We start from the raw sequence: 18316 nt of genomic DNA, 5'->3' as shown, positions 1-18316 counted from the left end.
TTCAGCCATTCAGCGCCTGTGCGGCCAGGCCGCAAGCCTGGCCGCACAGGCGGCTTCCAGTATCAGCCTGCCGCCACAGCGGCAGGCTCTCCCGAGGACAGCGCTCAGTCAGGCAAGGCATAGGCCATGACGTAATCACCGCGATCCGGCTGGCCGCGTGAACCACTGGCGGTAAAGACGATGTACTGCTTGCCGGTCTTGGGAGACACATACGTCATCGGCGTTGCCTGCCCGCCGACCGGCAGGCGCTCTTTCCAGACCTCCTTGCCCGTCCTGGCATCCATGGCGCGCACGTAGTAATCCTGCGTGCCGGTAAAGAACACCAGATCGCCCTGGGTTGCCAGGCCAGCGCCCATGGTCGGCATGCCGACCGGCACGGGCAGGTGTGTCTTGATGCCCATCGGCCCGGAATCCTGCGTGGCACCCAGCGGAATCTGCCAGACGATCTCGCGGGTCTCCAGGTCAATCGCCGTCATCGTGCCCAGCGGCGGCGGCGTGCACGGCACGCCCAGGCCGGACATGAAGTTGGTCAGGCGGTTGATGTAGGGCGTGCCGAACTGCGGATAATTCCCCAGGCCGCCAAAATACTGCGGGTCGTTTTCCGGGTCGCGCGGCACCAGCCAGGAAACAATCGCCGTGCGGATGTCGTTGACGATCAGGTAGTTGTGCTTCTCGTCTATGGTGGCGCTGCCCCAGTTGAAACCGCCCAGGTTGCCGGGATACTGGATGATGGGATGCGTGGACTGCGGCGTGAAGTCGCCGTCATAGCGTGCCCGCTTGAAGGCAATGCGGCAGGCCAGCTGATCCAGCATCGTCATGCCCCACATATCGCTTTCCTTCAGCACCGGATGACGGATGGCCGGCATGCCCACGGAATAAGGCTGGGTCGGGCTGATGCGCTCGCCCTGCGGCAGCTCGTGCGTGGGCACAGGCTTCTCCACCACATCCGCGATGGGCTGCCCGGTGCGCCGGTCGAGCACGAAGATCTCCCCGCGCTTGGTCAGCTGGATCAGCGCGGGCGTCACCCCTCCCTTGCCATCAGGGATGTCATACAGCGCCGGCTGCGACGGCAGGTCGTAATCCCAGAGGTCATGGTGCACCGTCTGGTAATGCCATTTTTCCTTGCCGCTCACATAGTCGAGCGCTACCACGGCCGAACTGTATTCGTCATCCGCCTCGGTACGGTGGCCGCCCCAGAAATCCGGCGTCGCATTGCCCAGCGGCAGATAGACCAGGCCCAGGTCTTCGTCGGCCGCGATGGCCGTCCAGACATTCGGTGTGCCCTGGGTATAGGTTTCCCCCGGCGGCGGCAGTTTCGTGATGGCAGGGTTGCCCAGGTCCCAGGCCCAGATCAGCTCGCCGGTACCCACATCGAAGCCGCGCACCACCCCCGAGGGCTCGCCTACGGCCTGATTGTCCTTGACCCGCGCACCCACCACGATCAAACCGTGCTCAATGACCAACGGCCCGGTATTGTTGAAATAGAAGCGCGGATCGAAATCGCCCAAACCGGTACGCAGGCTGATGGCACCGTGCTCGCCAAAATCCTCGCAAGGCTTGCCGGTACGGGCATCCAGGGCGATCAGCCGGGCATCGGCAGTGGTGAGATAAATACGTTGTTCACACGCGCCCTGCGGCAAAGAAGCGGGTGGCGGCACGCCATTGAAGATCGCCCGTTTGGGCAAAAAGCTGTTCTTCGCCAGGTCGGCATACCCCAGGCTGCGGCAGCGCAGGAACTCAGGCCCTGCGCTCTGAGGATCAAATGACCACTTCTGTTCCCCGGTGTCCACATCCAGCGCCAACACCTGGTTTCTTGGCGTGCAGACATACAGCGTATCGCCGATCTGCAAAGGCGTGTTCTGGTCTTCGTACTGGCCGGTGGCAATGTCCCCGGTGCGGGCAGTCCAGGCAAGTTTCAGCTGGCTGACGTTATCCGCGTTGATCTGCGAAATCGCCGCATAACGGCGGCCCGCCTCGCTACCGGCATAATGCGTCCAATCCCTGGGGGCATCCGCCTGGTGTGCGCCTGCATGCGCCGCGCCACGCGCCAGCTGTGCGGCGGAAGGCTCGGTCACGCCATGCGGCACCAGCATCAGGCCCAGCATGGCGGCCAGCACCAGTGCACAAACCGTTCCCAAGGGCCGCCCAAGGCGTGCCCAGGCGCCAGGTTCCGCGTTGCGGCGCGCATACGGCGCTACCCAGAACACCAGCATCCCCAGCCCCACCGGCAGCATGATGCGCGGGAACCACTGCCAGAAAACCTGGCCAGCCTCCCAGGCGGCCCAGCCCGTGCACAGCAGCAAAGAGGCCAGGTACACCCAGGCGCCTGCCGAACGGCGCACGAACAGCAGGGCTGCGGCCACCAGCCACAGCAGGCCGATGACGAGATAGGCGGCGCTGCCACCCAGCGCTGCCAACTGCGCGCCCCCGTACAGCAGGTACAGTGAAATCAGCAGCAGCAACACACTGACCAGCCGCAGCCAGAATACCTGGCCTCGGCTCGGTGCCATCAAAGCAATCATGGCGCTTTCCTTGCAAGTGTTGAAAGACTCCGCCCCCTGAACCCAGACATCCGGGGAACGGTTTACTGCATGCACAAAGCGCACCCGATCTGCCCGGACGCGCGGCTCGGCCCTGGCAAGCCCATCGCACAGCACGGCCTGCCACGGCTCGCACAACAACGCATGATCAAAGATACTGCTGCCCGCCCACAGCGAACAGTGGACTTTTGTAAAGAGAGGCATCAGGAACGGCTGCATCGCGCCGAATCCATCCCGCCCCTCTCCCACCACACCAGCCATTCGCGGGCCTGGCGTACCGACGCAAAAAAGGGGCGGAATTGCTTCCGCCCCTTTTTACCGGCGCATCCTGCCAAGCACAGCGGCCATGGTCATTCAGCCCTTGCACTGCTGCCTGGCTGGCGACCAGCCAGGCAGCCAGCCAGGTTCTGCCAAAACCTGGCTACCGGTTCAAGGCTTCAGGTGCTTTTTCAGGAAGGCTTCCATGGCAGCGTAGAACTCGAACTTGTTCTCGTCATTATGGAAACCATGGCCTTCGTTGTCCTTGACCATGTACTCCACATCCACGCCACGCTGGCGCAGCGCTTCGACCATCTGATCACTTTCCGCCTTGTTCACGCGCGGATCCCGGGCACCCTGGGCCACGAACAGCGGGGTCTTGATCCGGTCGGCATGCAAGGCCGGGGACGTTGCCGCCAGGCGTTCCTTGTCACGCACGGGGTCGCCCACCATGTCACGCATTTTTTCCAGCATGGGTTTCCAGTACGGCGGAATCGTTTCCATGAAGGTGAACAGGTTCGACACCCCCACGTAATCCACGGCCGCCGCATACAGATCAGGCGTGAAGGCGACACCGGCCAGTGTGGCGTAACCGCCATAGCTGCCGCCGTAGATGCCTACGCGCTCGGGGTCGGCAATGCCTTGCTCGATCAGCCATTGCACGCCATCCGTGATGTCGTCCTGCATGGACAGGCCCCACTGGCCGAAGCCCGCTTCCCAGAATTCACGGCCGTAGCCGGTGGAACCCCGGTAATTCATCTGCAGCACGCAATAACCGCGATTGGCCAGGAACTGCACTTCCGGGTTGTAGCCCCAGCTGTCGCGCACCCACGGCCCGCCGTGCGGGTTGACGATGCACGCCAGGTTCTTGGGCTCGCGGCCGACCGGCAGCGTGAGATAGCCATGAATCGTCAGGCCGTCGCGGCTCTTGTACTGGATGGGTTTGCTTTGCGCCATCTGCCCTTCGGGCAGCGCAGGGTTGATGTCCGCCAGCTTGGCGAGCTTGTCGGCCTTGGCGTCATACAGGTAGCGCGAACCCGGCGTACGGTCGTTGTAGGCGGCCACGATGAAAATATTCTCGTCGCGGCTATGGCCTTGCAAGGCCACTTCGTAGCCCGGCAGGTGACGGCGCAACGCAGCATCCAGCGCACGCGTCGGCTCATCGAAGAAATGCTCACGGGCCTTGTCGGTTTCCCAGGAAACCTCGGTCAGCACCTTGCGCAGGCGCGAATACGACGCACCGCCGATATCCACCTCATCGTGGGCATAGACCAGCTCTTCGGCATCCGGCTTGGCCGGGTCGATAATAACCAGCGCAGACTTGTCGCGCCCGCGATTGCTGAGCGCGTACATCTTCTTGTTATCGAAGGTGAAGAACAGCGGGCTGACTTCCGTGCGGTAGTTCGTCGTGATCAGCGGCTTGAATTCATCGGCTTCGCGATCGCGATACAGCAAGGCGGTTTCCAGGCCGTCGCTGGCCACCGCCACGCGCACCTTGCCCTGGTGGTCTGTCAGCCAGCCCACGATATTGCCCGGATTGGACGCCACCAGTTCCGACTTACCCGTGCGCACGTTGACACGATAGACATCGAAGACTTCCGGCTGGCGCTGGTTGTGCGTCAGCAGCACGTGGTCGGGGTCATCTTCCAGATCGTCGATGATACCGGCGCGCACATTCTCGAACGGCGTCAGGTCACGCACTTCACCGGTCTTGGCATCAACGGCAAGCACGTGAAAGTTCTCATCGCCGCCGAAATCCTTGGAAAACAGGATGGTATCCGAGCCTTTCCAGAAGTAGCCGCCGATATCCCTGGCAGTTTCGGACGTCAGGCGGCGCGGCTCGCCGGCGGGTGCCAGGCCATCGAGCGCCTGCACGAAGATATTCATGCGCGCCGGCTGGCCATCCACCGACACCGGCTGCATGAAGGCCAGCGACTTGCCGTCGTCAGCCAGCCGGAAATAGCCTTTCTCGGGGTTGCGGAAGAAATCCTGCAAGGGGAACTGCGGCGCCACCTGGACAGGAGGCCTGGAACTCGGGGAGGGATCAGTCGCTGCGTTGGCGGTCATGGAAACAGTCATGAAAAAGGAAAAGAAACATGCCAGGGCACGAAACGGAGGACGCGTTAGCACGATGGAATTGCCCTTCTAGGAAAAACGGTTGCATTGCTGCCAGACGGCAGGTTCAGGACCGGCTGCCGAGCCACTCCTTTGCTGCCCCACATCAGCGTCACCGCCGGCGCGCAACACACCGGCGCAGCAACGCCATGGATTTCGACAGGCACCCAGGACAGGCTCGAAATGAAGCTGAACTCTCACTGGGACAAACGAAAACAATCTCGGTTCCAGTCTAACGCATCGCGTCGGCAATAACATTTCATTCCATTTCGAATCAGAGATAAGACGCATTCTCTCGCCAGCACCGCTTTGGCCCCTTGCAATCGGCCCACACCGGGCATGGCCCGGCAGTTGCCGCACTGCGGAACCGGCTTGCTGGCGCGGATGCAGGCCGGGTTGCCGCTGGCAACAGGCGTGGTTCAGGCGGCGAACACCTCCTATGAAATCGAACGGCGCATCGTCGAAACCCGCTACGGCTGCCAGGCCCGGAGCGAGCCAAGCGAAACTATCCCGATGATGACTGCACTGAAACGCGGCGAGCTCTGGCAGCAATGGGTGCCGGACGCTGTCGCGGCACAAGTCAAACTTGCTCTCTGATTTCGAGCCAGCCGTCCCGCCCTGCCGTCAAGCCAGCCCTGAGCTAACTTGACGGTGCCAAGGTCTTAGTCTCGCACCCATCGCAACGCAACGGCCGTGACGAGCCACGCCAAGACAGTCAGAACAACATCACATCAGAAAGCGCGTTCCAACATCAAGCTGAATTCGTTGCGGTCGTAGGTGTACAACCAGTCCACATTGCTGCGCATGCGAGTGTGGCGCCAGCTCAACCTGGGCGAGAAGCCCCACCACTGCCAGCCCGGCGCACGCACTGACGCGATGTAGGTCTGCGTCCGCTCACGCCGCCGCGCCTCCAACAGCGCGTTATAGCCCTCGTAGCCTCGCGAGCGGAAAATGGCTTGCACGGAAGCATCGAACTTCTTGCTCCAGGACTTGTATAACCCCAGCCGCAAGCCGCGCTGATCGTAGCTGTTGGCAGCCTGGTCATTGCGTTTGCTGCTCCAGTCAACGCCGACGCTCACCGCCATCTGATACGGCAACGCTCGATAAACCGTAACATAGACCGCATCCTGGGTCCCATCATTATTGCGGTCATAGCCATCCCGATAGAACAGCTTCTTGCGCTCACCGAACAGATTCAGCGTGACTTTCTGTGTCGCCGCGTAGGTCAGATCGGCACGCACGCCGGCCGCACGATACATGGTGCGATTGCCATAGCGGTTGATCTCGACCACTGGCAGCACTGAGAACACGCTGCGCGGCGCCTGCTGGCTGTAGCCGGCGTAGAACGCCAGCGTCATCTCGTTAAACCTGGCCTGGTTGCGATAGCTGTCGCCATAGGCTAGGCCGCGCAGCAGAATGCCATGCTGGCCGACCACATCGAAACGCCGGTTCAGGACCGCTTCGTAACTCACCCCCTGGCCGGCTATCGCGGCCGGGATATTGCGCTCGAACACGCAGCGTCCGCTGCCCATTGGGTCATATAACAGGCAGGTCTTGCTGGCCTGGCTCTGATTCAAATTTGTATTTCTCTTGATTCCCAGCGCCAGCGAACCACTCCAGGCACGCCTTGCCGCAATCGCACGCAAGAAACCATGGTCTAGCCTGTCCCTGACCTGAGGTGGCAAGGCCGGGTTGTCCATAATGACCTGCAGCATGCCCTCGGCTTCCCGATTTTTATGGTTTTCGACCAGCACGCTGGCCAGGTCGATGCGCCCTCGCAGAAAATCCGGGCGGATATCCAGCATGCGCCGATACGCCTGCTCGGCCTGCTCCAACTTACCGTCGGCGCGCAACAAGGCAGCTTCGGCAAACCAGGCAATGTGTTCCTGATGCCCAGGCACCGAGCGATAGGTTTCAAGAAAGCGGCGCACATCCTGCCACTGACGGTGATTCACGCCCAGGAACAAGGCCATCTCAAGTTCGTCAGGCTCATGCCGCACGCCCAACGCCTGCCCCTTGATGACCAGGATAGATTGTCCTTCGCTGCCTGCCGGGGCAGGTGCCGCGACGCTCCCCGATTTATCTTGCCTGACAACTTCTGCCTCCTGCCACAAGAAATTGGCTCTGTCCTCGTCGGCAGACCACACTGGGAATACTGCCAACAGACAAACCCATCCCAGCAGCAGCCCGACACGGCTTCCAACTGCTTGCATTATCTTTTTCCACTCAAACCTGACGGTGACGAGATGCCACGGCAACCGCCAGGTCTGCCGTGGCAATGACGCACCCGTACCCTGGCGGCACGAGTGCGTTCGTTATCGCAGGGTCAAGGGCCGACCTTGGTGCCGCCGAATGCGGTATCCAGGTTGCGGTTGCCGCTGAAGGTCAGGGCGCCGGCGACTGCAGCCGCGCCGTCACCGAAGAACTGGCCATTCAGATCGCCCGCAACGCTGCCGTTGGCGAGAGCCGAGCCGCTGAAGGAAGCCGTGGTGTTGTCGATGGAACCACCGAAAGCAATGGTATTCGCCACATTGGTACCGCTGGTCGTGCGAGTCAGGTCGCCGATCAGCGCACCGTTGGTGAAGTCAACGTTCAAGCCACCCTTCAACAGGCTGCCAGCCGTCCCGTCATAGTTATTGATGCCCGTGATCAGGTAGTCCGCCTCGCCCGAAGGCAATGCCGTCGTCGTGTTTTCACCCACATAGAACACCGTGTGCTGGGGATCATTCGGCGCGGCATTCAGCTCGATGTATTCGCCGAAGTAGACTTCCTCGGCCCCCGGCACCTTGGCGAACAGGATGCCCTGGGTGTCGGAAGTCACGCCCATGGCGCTGACACCGTTGTCGTCTGGCAGCGCCCAAGACGTCACGATCCCTTTGATGCTGACCAGGCCGCCGCCCATGATGACCGGGAAACCGACGCCCGCGGACCCCGCTGTGCCGCCATGGGCACCACCCGCAGCCCCCACCAGCACCTGTGACGTATCGCTGGAATAACCCGTGGTCGCAGCCTGGGCCAGCGACGCCGCGCCCACCAGGGTAGCCACGACAGCCAGTTTCAAAGCAACTTTACGCATAATGCTCTCCATAGACAGGAAAATGAAACCGCAACGTGCCGGAAGGCACGCGGCGCTGTCTTGCCCGCTCCAGGTCACCAGAACTACCGCCGGTCACACAACACCGGCAGCACTGAAACCAAGCCATAACTCAGCAAGTACAGCCCAGACGCATGACGTACCACATACTTCACCTCGAAAAGATGGCTACCGGGACAGCCAAAAGGCAGCCCCGGTAGAAAGCGCTTAGAAGAACGGATTGAACGCCGGCACGAAACCGAAGGTCCATTCGGGTTTCTCAACAATGCCGAAGGACCACTTCATGCCCTTCGCTGCCTCGACCAGGACTGCTGACGTCGGCTTGGGAGCCGGCATGTTCCAGATCAGCGAAAAGACCACGCTATCGCCCTTGCGCAGCACCTGCCCATCGCTCAGACCTTCAAACCGGACCTGCTGATCAGCATTTGCTGACGACACCGCAGCCAGTTGCCCGATGGTGTAGTCGCCACCGGCCGCCGTCAGCCGGTACGTGGCAATCACGTTATCGGTGTTTTCCTTGATGGCGAGGCGAGATATCAAACTGGTGCTCTGGCGCTCGAACGGCAACGCACGCTGGCGAGGATAGGTAGCTGAACCACCATCCGCTTCACGCGCCAGCCCGGTGTACATGTCCTCGAGCAGCAGTGTGGGAAAATCGGCCCGAGTCGCGGCGTACAGGTCGATGGTGTACGGACCCACGATTTCCACACCATCGCTAAGCGCCAGCGCAACACGGTAGGTACCAGTCACCGTGGGAGCCAGGCTCAGCGTCGAGCAAGTCCATTGCCGGTAGCGCAGGATGGCGTCGAAGTACTGTGCCAGCGTCACTCCCGTACGCGGATAGTCGTTGTAGCACTGGCGCTGGTTGCGTTCGAACTTGTTGCCTGCCGGTTCGCTCGCCAGAGACCAGAGATACGTCAACGTATCGCCATCCGGATCGAAGGCGTTGGCTTCCAGCCGAAAATCATTCCATGAATCGTAGTTCGTGCTGGCGAAAGTGTCCTGATGACTGATACCGATCAGCAAGGGCTGATCAGCAGTGAACAGCGCTGCACCGCTCATGTTCCCGCCCAAGACGTTGTACTTGCTCAAGCGCGCCTGGGGCGGATTGTTCTGTGCCTTACCCATGACCAGGACTTCACTGGCGGTACTGGTCCAGCCACGTTCGTCAGTCACACGCAGCGACGCAATATAGGGGCCCGCCTTGTCGACATTGAACGAAGGGGTGGCGGAACTGGCGCTGTCCAGCGTGGCAGTGCTGCCATCCGGGCGCTCGCGCAACGTCCACTGATAGGTCAACCTGTTGTTGTCAGGATCGGTGCTGCCCTGACCGTCCAGCCTTACCGTCGCGCCAATGCCGGCCGAGTAAGCCTTGTTCACCGTATTGGCGAGTGCGGTCGGACGGCGGTTGGCGCCATTTTTGATGGAATAGGTCTGCTGCACCGGTGCACTCCACTCGGTGCCATCGTTGACACGCAGTTGGAAGACATAGGTGCCTTCCTGCGCCAGCGCCTGGAACTTGGCCGACGATTTTTCAACGACGAGACCAGTATTAGGATCGAAAGCCGCAGGCGCACTGATGACGGTCCATTCGGTCGTCAGGGCATCGCCGTCTGCATCATAGGAATAGAGGCTGGGCATGGTGACCAGCGTCGCCAGTTCCTTCTCGTACACACCGTCATTGGCAATGCCGCGCTCCGGGAACAGATCCGGCGCGCCGATTATGGCCACAGGAATCGTGTTCGCGGCATTGGCAGGCTTGCCAACCGTGATCGACACCGTGGCACGATTGCTGCGCGCCGTGCCGTTGTAAACATACAGTTCAGCCACATAGGTACCAGCAGCATCCGGCGTGAACCAGGGCTTCGAGGTGTCGGCGCCCTGCAGCACGGCAGTGGATGCACCCGGTGCCTGCGACAGGCGCCAGCGGTACTGCAGCGCAGCACCATCGGCGCTGGCACTGGCGGAACCGTCAAGATCGACCCGCTGACCACGCGTCACTTCCTGTGCAGTCCCTGCGTTGGCCGTCGGCGGCGGATAGGACGTCCGAATCGTCACAGTGACGACTTGCGGCGCACTCTGCTTGCCTTCGTAGGAAACGACCAGGCTGACGCGGTACACCCCGTCCAGCGCAGCCTCGAAACGCGGCTGCGCCAGGCTGGCATCATCCAGTACGGCCACGCTGCCGTCAGGCGCAGATTCGATCGTCCAGGCATAGGTCAGGCGGGAGAAATCTCCGCCATCCGGCGGCAGGCTGGCCGAGCCATCGAGCTGCACCGTGCCCGGCGGCTGACTGATATCGGTCGGCACGACCGCCACCGGGTTAGGGTTCGCGGCAGTGATTGTGCTATGCACCGGGTCACTGCTTGCAACGGCATCCGTGACCACCAGGCTGACGCTGTAGGAACCAGGCAAATCAGTAGCCAACGTCGCCCCGGAAGACTGTGCGTCCACCAGTTTCGCAGCACTGCCATCGGGTTGGGCGATCAGGCTCCACTGATAACTCAGCGAGCCTCCATTGACGCTGCTGCTGGCGGAGCCGTCAAAGCTCACGCTCTCGCCGGCCTGCACCTTGACGGCGCTGGCGTTGACGCGCGCCACAGGCCGTTCGACGACTGGCGCACTACTGCCGCCATCATCGCCACCACCGCCGCCGCAGGCCGCGAGCAGCAGCGACGCGCTCAGGCCCAGCATGAATGTTCGGAATGGGACTTTCATGGTCTATCTATTCCCTTGCAATGTAGAAACATGGATAGGCACCGGACATAGCTTTCCCGACCCCCGCTACGCCGGGGCGGATCCTGCCGGCAACTCGCAAAAGCAAACCGCTCAGAACTGCGCCGTCACACTCAGACGTGCCGTCCGCCCGGGCGCTGGCACACGCCCCAGGCTGAGCGCGTCCAGGTAATAACGATCCGTGATGTTGTCGATGTTGAAATCAACGGTGAAATCCTTGTTGATGCGGTACGAGGCAAAGACATCGAACACCCGATAGGCATGCCAGGGAACCGGCGCCAGCGAACCTTGCTTGGTCTGGTCGTTGTATTCGGGCTGGCGCGTGCGTGCGCCCATGAACGTACCCCGCACACCCAGCGTCAGGCGCCGATCGAACAACCGGGCGCCGAGCGTCGCGCTGGCATGCCACTTGGGCGGAATCATGTTGTTGATGTAGCTGTTGGCAATGCCGTAGTCCGTGCACTCCTCGCGCCGGTAGCTGCCATAGTGGCAAGTCTCGATATGCGTGTAGCGCGTTCCGCCGAAGTCAGCGAAAAAGCCGCCAGCGTCATAGCGCCCCGAGACTTCAAGCCCATGGAAACTTGCGCTGCGGATATTGCGCAACGTGTAGAACTGCTGGCCATAGCCCGCTTCCCAGGTATTGGGTGAAGTGCGGGTCAGGTAATTTTTGGTGTGATTGCGGAAGTAGGCAAAGCGCAGGCGCAACGTATCCTGCTCCAGGAATGCGCCATCGAGCATGTAGTTCACGCCGACTTCCCGGTTCTTTGCATGCTCGGGCTTCAGGTTGATGTCCTGCGAGGGCGATACAGAAAACCCGTAGGTGCCCTCGAACAGGCTGGGCATGCGGTAGGCTTCGGCGTAGCGAGCGTAAAGCTGCCAGCCTTCTGTCGGCTCCCAGGTCAGTGCGACGATAGGAGCCACGCCACCACGGGTATTGCTTGCCCTGGTGGTATCGCACTGGCCATCGCCATCGTCATCGCGACAATAGGAATTCACCACGCCACTGGGCAACGTCTCGTTCACCCAGGTATAGACCGGCGTATCATCCTTGGAACGGAACCAGGTATAGCGCAGTCCGGCATCAACCGTCAGTGGCCGCCAAGGTTTCCATTGCACCGCCGTAAACGCGCTAAGCTCCCAGCGCTTGCCGGCATGGGAATCGAAGAACGAACCACGGCGCTCCAGCGGCGTAGGCGGTCCCAGCTTTTCATGCTGAGCGGCAAAGCCATAGCGCAACCAGCTTGCTTCGTCCTGGCCGAAATGTGAGGTATTGCTGACATCCAGGCCGAAGCGCTGATACCGTTCAGGCGCACCAAGATTGTCGAAAAAACCCGCATTCAGTTCATCCTCCGCATAGCTTTCGCTGAGGCTGTCGGTATCGGTGTACCAAACATTGGCGCGCAGATCGAGCGCGCTGCTGTCGGCAGGATTCCAGCGGTAACGCGCGCTATAGGTGCTTGCCGTAACTTCGCTACCCTGCGTCTGCCGGACTTCACCGATGCCGCGCAGTTGTGAAGGCATCAGTTCGCCGTAGGTGCTGTGATAACGCAGGTAGCTCAGCTCCAGATCCTGATCCGTGGTCAGGAAGAACTTGCCCTTGAGCAGCAAAGAACCGCTCTCATAATTGGTGTTGGCTATCCGTTCACCTGCGCGAAAACGAGTGGCACCTTCCAGTTTCGGCCGGACCTCGGTATAAAAACCGCGCTCATAGGTTTCCGAAAGATCCAGCCAGGGCACCGGACCGTGCGTCCCGGCGTAATAGTTCCCCTGGCGGCGCTTGGCATAAGCCACGACGAAATCTGCCCATTCCAGACGCTGCGCCAGCGCAATGCTGCCGGCCCAGCTTTTCGGCTGTAGCAGCGCAGGCCGATCCATCGTTTCATCCGACGACAGATTGTCCAGGCTGAGGTTGCCTTCGCACAGGAATTCCAGCCCTTCCATGCAGTTGGTGCGATAGACATCATTGTTAACGCCAACGTTGTAGCCGCCGGGCGTGCCTGCTGCCGACGGCGAGCCGCTGTTGTTACCGATGGCAGTCCCGCGTACACGCACACCGAAGGTTTCGCCTTCCTTAACGATGTCGCTGGCGCCGATCGTACGCATGCTTACCAGGCCACCGGTGGCGCCGGTGCCGTGCGCATTCATCGTCGGGCCTTTTTCAATCTCGATGCCACCGATGAGATCGGGATCGACGAAACTGCGTGACGCCGCGCCGCTATAACCCCGATAGACCGTAGTCTCCTGGCGGGCGCCGTCCACCAATACCGGTACCCGGCCCTGGCCCTGCATACCACGGATATTGATGTCCAGGCCACCGCTATTGCGGTTCTCGCCGACGAGCACTCCGGGAATGCCCTGAAAAATGTCGCCTACCGACGTCCCACGAAAACGCTCGATGTCGTCGCGTGACAAGTAGTGGGTGGAAGCTGCCGTACGGTATGCGTCGTCACGCGGGTCATGCTCGCCGCGCACGACGACGGGCGTCAAGGCCGACACCCTGGGTGCCTGGGAACGGCGCAGAGAATAACCATTGGTGCGCACCACCAGTTCGTAGCCGCTACCAGAGAGAATCCGCTCGAAACCCTGGCGTACGCCGAACCGGCCCCGCAGGCCTGCACTGGCTTGATCCTCTAGCACTGAGGGATCGAAGGACAGCGCCACGCCGGAGCGAGCGGCGAACTCGGCCAGCACGGCGCTCAGCGCCCCGGCCGGAATATCGTAGAACTGATGTTCTTTGACCACAGCATAGGCATTGTCGGCACTACCCGAGACCACCTTTTGCCCAGCACTTGACGACGCCTCCTGTGCCTGGGCAATCGGCATGCCTCCCAGTCCGCAAGTAAGCAGCACCGTGATGATCGCAACATCCAGGCCGGCAGTTGCCGGCCCTGGCTGACCTGCCGCAAGGCTAGGCGTATCCGCGCATCGACGTGCACCAAACATGTCGTCGAAAAACATAGCATCCTTTCGTGGAGAGTCTTGCCGGCACAGATCGCCTGCTGGCGAACGTGCTGTTTCATAGGCTCTACCGGACGAGAGGCCGGAAGGTATCACCTGCGATCAAAAATATCCCCACACTGCACCTGCGGCTTGCTGTCCCCAAAAGGGATTTTTTTTTCTTGGAGCTGCCCAGCGACAAAATTTTTGCGCATCTGTATCACCAGGCCAGCCCAAGACAACCATCAGGATGCCTCGTCCGCCCGCATGACCGTCACCCAGTAGCGCGTCCGACGCCGCACTTGGATAGGCAGGGTTTCAGCCAACAGGACCAAGCTGCCATCAGTATCCGCCAGAGGAAACGCCCCCGACACACGCAGGTCACGCGCAGCGGGCGACACATTGAGCACACCATGGCGATAGCGCCCCAATTCCTGCAGCAACTCACCCAGCGGCATGTCACGAGCCATCAACATGCCCTCGCGCCACATGAGGCTGGTATCACGGGCCTCGAATGACTGAGGTGTGCCTTCATCGGCAAACCACAATCCTTGCCCGGGTTCCAGTAATGCAAGTGCACGCTCATCGCCCTTGCGCCGCACCAACACCCGTCCATCGAATACTGCCACCGATGTGGCATCGCCGTATTGGCGAACGCTGTAGCGCGTACCGAGCGCCTGCGCAGTACCCTGAGCGGTCTCCACAAAAAAAGGCCGAGGTTGCGGCTCGTTGTCGGGCTGGGTGCTAATCAGTATTTCACCAGCCAGCAGGCGTACACGGCGTGCGGTTGCGCTGAAATCCAGCGCAACCGCCGTGGCGGTATTGAGCACGACCAGGGTGCCATCGGGCAGATAGACCTCGCGCATCTGGCCGACCGCGCTGCGGTAATGTGCCGACCAGTCCAGGTGGGCAGGCATCTGCCGTAGCAGCAGCCAGATCGCAGGCGCGGCCAGGGCAAAAACTCCCAGTCCGCGCAACGCGCGGCGCCGACCTTCCCAGTTGCGCCCGGCATTGCCTGCCAGCTCCGGCAGCAGACAGCGTCCCAGCCCCTCGGGCACCTGACAAAAGGTACCCAGCACGGACTGGGCCCGACGCCAGGCTTCGACATGCTGCCCACTGCGCTGACACCATTCATCGAAGCGGCGTTGTTCGCCTTCATCCAACGAACCTTCCTGCATGCGTACCAGCCAGTCTGCCGCTTCGCCCAGCACCCTGGCGTCGATACCTTCGGCCGAGGTCGCAGCCGAAGAGCCCCGCATTACACTCATGCCAGTTCCAGACAAGAAATCCAGGCGCGCCGCATATGACGTTTTACCGTAATCTCGGCCATGCCCAGGCGTTCGCCGATCTCGGCATATTTGAGCTCGTCGATACGCGCCATCAGAAACACCAAACGCGTTTTCTCGGGCATGCCGCGCAGCATGCTGTCGATGCGCAACAGCGCTTCGCGTACAAGCGTGATCTCTTCGGGCGAAGGCATCAGCGGTTCCGGCTGTGCGGCCAACGCTTCCAGATAGGCTTTCTCGATCGCCCGATGACGCCAATGATCGACCAGCAAGGCTTTGGCGATGTGAGTCAGTAGCGCGCGCGGCTCGCTCCCGGCATCCAGCGCCCGGCTCCGCGTCATCAGCCGCAGGAAGGTGTCCTGGGCAAAATCCGCAGCGTCGCCGGGATAGTCAACTCGCCGCCGCAACCAGCCGACCAGCCACCCATAGTGGCTGGCATAGAGTGCCTGCAGGGCGTCGTCGCCCGCCGTGGAGCCTGAGGTCATGTCGTGCCCGTCTAGTATCGAGTATCCAGACACACATGATAATACTTTTTATTTACCAAACATAGAAATCTCCAACGGCACACAGGGAAAGAAAACAACCGTCCTGTCTTTGCCAATCCCATACAACAAACCGCCAGGTCACTATCGTGGCCTGGCGGTTTTTCATCTCCTGCGGAGACTGCCGACCAGATGCGCCGGCAGCTCCTTTGTCACGCGATCACTCCAGGAACGGAACATCCAGACGCTGCGAACGCGTGAAGCGGCCAGTCCTATCCGATCCGGTGCTGCCTTGTGTCACCAGTTCAGGCACGTGGAAGATCCAGGTGTAGTGGTACATATCCCCGCTACTGGTGTTCTGGCGCGCACGGCGTGGCGGCGATGCCGGCAGGCGCAAACCGAAGATCACCGACTCCCCGGCCCGGATCACGGTTGGCAGGTTGACGAACTCAGGCAGGTAACTGGCCGAATTGGGGAAGTCGCCGAGATAGGCCGGCTGACCATCGGCCTCGGGATAGAACAGTTTGACCGAGCGCTCGACTTCCTTGATCGTGTAATCCCGGCCAACCGCTGTCAGGCGGTAATACTCCATCACGCCACCCTGGCCGTACTCCTGGTAGGAAGGCTTGCATGAGAAGGCGCATTCCCACAAGGTGAAATTGCCTTGATCCAGGCGATACAGCACATTGAAACCTTCGCGGCCGGTTTCGCCCAACACCGGCGCCCAGTCATTGGCCGGCGAAGCATGCTCCAGCTTCAGCATGGTGAAGTCCGCCGGCTGAGGCTCGACCCGGACGGTCAGCGTTTGCGGTTCGGTCAGCTCGAAGCTGTCCGATACCTGCAGGGTGAACTTGTAATCACCAGGAATCTTCAGATCGCAAAGCTCCACGCCGATACTGCCGGTCGTACGCACCTGACCGGTGTAGGAACGCTGGAAATCACTGCCTGCCGGCTGCTCCAGGGTGATGTCATAGAACAGCGTATCGCCGTCAGGATCATGTGCCCGCGCCGAAACCGTGAAATTGTCGAAGCTGCCGCGACGCGATGCATCCATGGCCTGGCATGATCCCGTGACATCCTTGCCCAGCGTATAGACATACATGCCGGTTTCATTATCCAGGCCTGGCGAGGTGCCGGTCTGGACGTTGTAGTTCACACCCAGGAAACGCACGACCGGCTTGTTGTTGCTCTGTTTGGCCATGATGGTGCCGGTGACAGGGATGGTGCTCCAGTCGGATTCCTTGCTGGACGTCCCGTCGTTGTCCGTGACGATCAGTTCGGCCGTGAATGCGCCCGCCCTGTCCGGCACGAAGCTCGTGCGCGCGGCGGTCGGCGCGCTGAATTCCGCGGTACTGTCCTTGGGCCGCGAGACCCAGCGCCACTGGTACTTCAAGCCCAGCGTCCCGTCGTTGGGATCAGAGCTGCCCGAACCGTCGAACCAGGCTTCACTGCCCACCATGACGGCGGGGAAATCGGTCTTGACCGAGGCCGTCGGACGCTTGTTGGCCCCCGTGCGCACATGAATGGTCTGGGTCACACGCTGACTGTCCGCCTTGCCATCATTGACGGTCAGGTAAATCGTGTAATACCCCTCCACCGGCGTGCCGGTGGCCTTGCCATCGACCGTCGGAATGAAGGGCACATTGACGCTATTGGCCCGGCTGCTGAGGTCGGTCTTGTTGAAACCTACGGGCGTATCGCCCCATTCCCACTTGTAGCTCAGCTTGTCATCGTCCAGGTCATAGGAATCGCTATAGAAATACGCATAGCCCCAGACGCTCATTTCCGCTTCGTTCAGCGGATAGTAGTCACGCAGATGCGCCACCGGCGGCGTATTTTCCGCCCCTTCCGGCTTGGCGAGCGTCACCGTCGCGGTTCTCGCCTGGCTACGCGCCACACCATCAAACACGTGCAGCTGCACGGAATAGATCCCCGCGCGGTCCGCATAGAAGGTCGGCGTGGCCGAATCTGCATTTTCCAGGCGCGCATTGGAATACGGCATGTATTTGCCGTTGTTCATATCCGGATATGGCACCAGGGTCCAGGTGTAGCTCAGTGCGTCGCCATCTGCGTCCGAGCTCTGCGAACCATCCAGCTGCACGCCCTGGCCCCGCACTCCGGCATACTTGCCGTTCACACCACCCACATGGGATACGGGCTGAGTATTGGCCTTGGTGACGTTGACGGAGATGACGAACTCGCTGCTGGAGCGGGCGCCATACAGCACGACCAGCTTGGCCAGGTACAGCCCATCGGTGGCCGGAATGAAGCCGGGCCGCGCGGACTTGCTGTCGAACAGCTGGACTGCCGCGCCCTTGGGGTCGGTGACATTCCACTGATAAACCAGGCCGGATGGGTCGCCACCCGCCGGCGGCTGGCTGTAGCTGGCATCGAGCTGCACCCAGCCGTCCACCAGTTCGTTCATCAAGGTCGTCGGGCCATCCGCGATCGGATCCTTGCTGCCCGCCATGACGACCACCCGGGCGTGGTCGCTGCTGGCGCTGCCATTGCTGACCACCAGGTCTGCTTCATAGCGGCCGACCTTATCGGCCACGAAGCTCGGACGCGCGCTGCTTGCGCCCTGCAGGGCCGCCGTGCTTTCGGCCGGCTTGTCCACCAGCGTCCACTGGTAGCCCAGCGTGCCGGAAGGCGTGGTGCTCAGGCTGCCATCCAGCGTCACCGTGCTGCCTGCCGCCACGCTTTGCGTGACCCCGGCATTGGCCACCGGACGGCCCTGGCCCGAGTTGCCATTGCCGTCAGTCTCCAGGCCGCCGGCATGGTCGCCGCCGCAGGCGGCCACCAGCAACGCAGACCCCAGGCCTGCGAACAGATTTCTCAATGAAATTTTCATGACATGTAGTTCCTTTT

General features: G+C 61.4%; 10 protein-coding genes. 1 reads left to right on the top strand and 9 read right to left on the bottom strand.

From position 1 onward, the window contains the following. Window positions 1–104: 104 nt before the first annotated feature. Entirely contained in the window at window positions 105–2522 is a 2418-nt protein-coding gene (locus tag ACNA1V_RS08315; protein ID WP_415833131.1) for a membrane-bound PQQ-dependent dehydrogenase, glucose/quinate/shikimate family, read from the bottom strand. Between the two features lie 447 nt (window positions 2523–2969). Further along, entirely contained in the window at window positions 2970–4865 is a 1896-nt protein-coding gene (locus ACNA1V_RS08310) for a S9 family peptidase (RefSeq protein WP_415833130.1), read from the bottom strand. A 387-nt stretch (window positions 4866–5252) separates the two neighbouring features. Here ACNA1V_RS08310 and ACNA1V_RS08305 point away from each other — a divergent pair, with 387 nt between their 5' ends. Continuing rightward, window positions 5253–5510: a hypothetical protein gene (locus ACNA1V_RS08305; protein ID WP_415833129.1), complete on the top strand. Its 258-nt coding sequence runs from the start codon at window positions 5253–5255 to the stop codon at window positions 5508–5510. A gap of 134 nt (window positions 5511–5644) precedes the next feature. On the opposite strand, the gene ACNA1V_RS08300 is transcribed toward ACNA1V_RS08305, so the two are convergent. The 7 genes from ACNA1V_RS08300 to ACNA1V_RS08270 all read right to left on the bottom strand — a co-directional run bounded on the left by ACNA1V_RS08300 (window position 5645) and on the right by ACNA1V_RS08270 (window position 18299). Further along, entirely contained in the window at window positions 5645–7126 is a 1482-nt protein-coding gene (locus tag ACNA1V_RS08300; protein WP_415833128.1) for a surface lipoprotein assembly modifier, read from the bottom strand. A 113-nt stretch (window positions 7127–7239) separates the two neighbouring features. Further along, window positions 7240–7989, bottom strand: coding sequence for a Slam-dependent surface lipoprotein (locus ACNA1V_RS08295; RefSeq protein WP_415833127.1), 750 nt, complete (start codon window positions 7987–7989; stop codon window positions 7240–7242). A 225-nt stretch (window positions 7990–8214) separates the two neighbouring features. Continuing rightward, entirely contained in the window at window positions 8215–10725 is a 2511-nt protein-coding gene (locus ACNA1V_RS08290) for a PKD domain-containing protein (RefSeq protein WP_415833126.1), read from the bottom strand. A 111-nt stretch (window positions 10726–10836) separates the two neighbouring features. Next, window positions 10837–13701: a TonB-dependent receptor gene (locus ACNA1V_RS08285; RefSeq protein ID WP_415833125.1), complete on the bottom strand. Its 2865-nt coding sequence runs from the start codon at window positions 13699–13701 to the stop codon at window positions 10837–10839. A 224-nt stretch (window positions 13702–13925) separates the two neighbouring features. Beyond that, window positions 13926–14948, bottom strand: a complete 1023-nt coding sequence (locus ACNA1V_RS08280) for a FecR domain-containing protein (RefSeq protein ID WP_415833124.1) — start codon at window positions 14946–14948, stop codon at window positions 13926–13928. Continuing rightward, window positions 14945–15451, bottom strand: a complete 507-nt coding sequence (locus ACNA1V_RS08275) for a sigma-70 family RNA polymerase sigma factor (RefSeq protein ID WP_415833123.1) — start codon at window positions 15449–15451, stop codon at window positions 14945–14947. Before ACNA1V_RS08275 ends, ACNA1V_RS08280 begins: the two co-directional genes overlap by 4 nt. A 217-nt stretch (window positions 15452–15668) precedes the next feature. Next, entirely contained in the window at window positions 15669–18299 is a 2631-nt protein-coding gene (locus ACNA1V_RS08270) for a PKD domain-containing protein (RefSeq protein WP_415833122.1), read from the bottom strand. Between the last annotated feature and the right edge of the window lie 17 nt (window positions 18300–18316).

The organism is Kerstersia similis, assembly GCF_965139615.1.
GTDB lineage: Bacteria > Pseudomonadota > Gammaproteobacteria > Burkholderiales > Burkholderiaceae_B > Kerstersia > Kerstersia similis.
This window is presented reverse-complemented; position numbering and strand designations above follow the sequence as displayed.

Bases quoted from the DNA above. Each gene is read 5' to 3' on its own strand.
- ACNA1V_RS08300 (WP_415833128.1), bottom strand. From the start codon at position 7,126: ATGCAAGCAGTTGGAAGCCGTGTCGGGCTGCTGCTGGGATGGGTTTGT.
- ACNA1V_RS08285 (WP_415833125.1), bottom strand. From the start codon at position 13,701: ATGTTTTTCGACGACATGTTTGGTGCACGTCGATGCGCGGATACGCCT.
- ACNA1V_RS08315 (WP_415833131.1), bottom strand. From the start codon at position 2,522: ATGATTGCTTTGATGGCACCGAGCCGAGGCCAGGTATTCTGGCTGCGG.
- ACNA1V_RS08295 (WP_415833127.1), bottom strand. From the start codon at position 7,989: ATGCGTAAAGTTGCTTTGAAACTGGCTGTCGTGGCTACCCTGGTGGGC.
- ACNA1V_RS08310 (WP_415833130.1), bottom strand. From the start codon at position 4,865: ATGACCGCCAACGCAGCGACTGATCCCTCCCCGAGTTCCAGGCCTCCT.
- ACNA1V_RS08280 (WP_415833124.1), bottom strand. From the start codon at position 14,948: ATGAGTGTAATGCGGGGCTCTTCGGCTGCGACCTCGGCCGAAGGTATC.
- ACNA1V_RS08305 (WP_415833129.1), top strand. From the start codon at position 5,253: ATGGCCCGGCAGTTGCCGCACTGCGGAACCGGCTTGCTGGCGCGGATG.
- ACNA1V_RS08290 (WP_415833126.1), bottom strand. From the start codon at position 10,725: ATGAAAGTCCCATTCCGAACATTCATGCTGGGCCTGAGCGCGTCGCTG.
- ACNA1V_RS08270 (WP_415833122.1), bottom strand. From the start codon at position 18,299: ATGAAAATTTCATTGAGAAATCTGTTCGCAGGCCTGGGGTCTGCGTTG.
- ACNA1V_RS08275 (WP_415833123.1), bottom strand. From the start codon at position 15,451: ATGACCTCAGGCTCCACGGCGGGCGACGACGCCCTGCAGGCACTCTAT.